The following is a 2,903-nucleotide window of genomic DNA, read 5'->3' as shown; positions in this document are numbered from 1 at the left end:
GCGGGTGGCCCGGCGTTGGGCGGGGTGGTCAAGCGGGTCAAGGAGCAGATGAACGCGCTGCCCGATGACGGGTTCGGTTACGGGCTGCTGCGTTACCTCAATCCCGGCACCGCCCCGGTTCTGGCCGGCTATGACCGGCCCCAGATCGCCTTCAACTACCTCGGCCGCTTCGACACCAGCGACAGCCCCGCCGACACCGGCACCGGCACGACAGTCGGCGTACCCGTCGGTGCCGATCCGGACATGGCGATGTCCCACACCCTGGAGATCAACGCGATCGCGCACGGCAGTGGTGAGGACGTGCGTCTGGATGCGGCATGGTCCTGGCCGCAGGGGGTCCTGGACCAGGAGCAGGTTGAGGAGCTGGCTGGTCTGTGGGTTCGGATGCTGGGGGTGCTGGCGGGGCATGCGGCTCTGCCGGAGGCCGGCGGGCATTCGCCCTCCGACTTTCCCCTGGTCTCCCTTGAGCAGGAGCAGCTCGATGAGTGGGCTGGTGAGGGAATGGCAGTCGAGGATGTGCTGCCGCTGTCGCCGTTGCAGGAAGGGCTGCTGTTCCACGCGCTGTTCGACGAGAACGCCGCTGACATCTACAACGTCCAGCTGGTGCTGGACCTGGCGGGCGTCTTGGACGCGGGGGTGCTGCGGCGGTCAGCGGAGGTGCTGGTGGGCCGGCATGCCAGTTTGCGGGCGTGTTTCCGGCAGGCCGGCGGTGGGGGCGAGCCGGTCCAGGTGATCGCCGGCAATCCGGTGCTGCCGTGGCGTGAGGTTGATCTGAGTGATCTTCCCGGGGCGGGTCAGCGTGAGCGGGTGGCGCGGCTGCTGGAGGAGGAACGGGCTGCCCGTTTCGACATGGCCAGCGCGCCGCTGATGCGTTTCGTCGTCGTGCGCCTCGCTGCCGACCGGCACAAGCTGGTGATCACGAATCATCACATTCTGCTGGATGGCTGGTCGACTCCGCTGGTGCTGCGGGAGCTGTTCGAGCTGTATGGGCAAGGCGGGGACGACAGTGCGCTGCCCGCGCCGGTGCCCTACCGGCCGTATCCGGCCTGGCTGGCACGGCAGGACCGGAGTGCGACGGAAGAGGTGTGGCGTGAGGTGCTGGCCGGGGCGGAACCGACGAGGCTCGCGCCTGCCGGTCACCGTTCACAAGCCGGCAGCCGTGGCGAGGTGACGCTTGCGTTGAGTGGCGAGGTCAGTGCTGGGGTTACGGAGTTGGCGCGTCGGCATGGGCTGACGGTGAACACGGTGCTGCAGAGCGCGTGGGCGTTGTTGCTGGCCCGGCTGACGGGCAAGCAAGACGTTGTGTTCGGCGCCATCGTGTCGGGGCGTCCGCCGCAGATTCCCGGTATTGAGCAGATGGTCGGTCTGCTGATCAACACGGTTCCGGTGCGTGTCCGGCTTGATCCGTCGCAGTCGCTGACCGAGTTGATGGCCCGGGTGCAGGAGGAGCAGTCCCGGCTCAGCGACCACCAGTACCTGGGCCTGACCGACATTCAGGGCCTGGTCGGCGAGGGTGAACTCTTCGACACCCTCTACGTGTTCGAGAACTACCCCATCGGCGCAAATGGTACTGACCTCCCCGGCGGCCTGACGGTTAGCAGCATGGAAGGCCATGACGCGGCGCATTACCCGGTGAGTCTGGCAGTACTGCCTGGAGAGACACTGAAGCTTCAACTCGGGCACGACACCGATCTGTTCGACGAAGCCACTGCACGGCAGATGGTGGAGCGGTTGCGGCGGGTCATCGAGGAGATGGTCGCCGATCCTGGTGCGCGGATCGATGGCGTCGACGTGCTGGAGCCTACGGAGCGCGAGCGACTGTTGGTCGAGTACAACGACTCGGCCCGCCCTGTCCCGGACGGGACGTTCCCGCAACTGTTCGAGGCTCAGGTGGGGCGAACGCCCGATGCGGTCGCGGTCGCTTACCTGGACACGTCGGTGTCGTATGGGGAGTTGAATGCGCGGGCGAATCGGCTGGCGCGGGTGTTGGTGAAGCGGGGTGTGGGTCCGGAACGTCTGGTCGGGCTGGCGCTGCCGCGCTCGGTGGACATGGTCGTGGCGGTGCTGGCGGTACTGAAGGCCGGCGGCGCGTACCTGCCCATCGACCCCGACTATCCCAGTGAGCGGATTGCGTTCATGCTCCAGGACGCCGATCCAGTTTGCGTCCTCACTGCGACAGAAACCGATCATGTTGCATCGGAGGTGGGGGTGCCGTGTAGCCGGATCGAGGACCTCTATGACGGCGCAGAGGCCGGCTTTGTGGCGAGTGACGACCTTGCTGAGGGCGAGCGGCTTGGGCGTCTACGCGCGGACAGCCCGGCGTATGTGATCTATACGTCGGGGTCGACTGGCCGCCCCAAGGGTGTGAGCGTCACGCATACCGGGCTGGCGAGTATGGGTGCGATGCACGCCGACCGGTTCGGTGTGGGCCCTGACAGTCGGGTGCTGCAGTTCGCTTCGCCGAGTTTCGACGCTTCTGTGTGGGAACTGGTGATGGCGTTGCTGTCGGGTGCGGCGTTGGTGGTGGCGGACAGGGATCGGCTTCTTCCGGGGCCGGCGCTGGCGGAGTTGGTAGCGGCGGCAGGGGTGACGCATGTGACGTTGCCGCCGTCGGCGTTGGCTGTATTGCCGGCTGATGGGTTGCCGTCGGGTGTGGTGCTGGTGGTTGCCGGTGAGGCGTGTGCGCCGGATGTGGTGGCGCGGTGGTCGGTGGGCCGGCGGATGTTCAATGCCTATGGTCCGACCGAGTCGTCGGTGTGTGTTTCGGTCAGTGATGTGTTGGTGGGTGGGGTGGTTCCGCCGATTGGCCGGCCGGTGTGGAACACGCGGGTGTATGTGCTGGATGGGGGGTTGCGGTTGGTGGCTCCGGGTGTGGTGGGTGAGTTGTATGTGGGTGGTGCGGG

1 protein-coding gene is annotated in these 2,903 nt (G+C 66.9%); it reads left to right on the top strand.

The annotated features are described in order from the left end of the window. Nucleotides 1–48 precede the first annotated feature (48 nt). Nucleotides 49–2,903 (top strand): condensation domain-containing protein (locus AC07DF_RS41270; protein WP_478982752.1); only part of this gene is annotated, 2,855 nt, incomplete at its 3' end.

It is taken from the genome of Streptomyces sp. NPDC044719, assembly GCF_056433405.1.
Note: the sequence above shows the minus strand (reverse complement) of the source record. Positions and strands in the feature narration are given on the sequence as shown.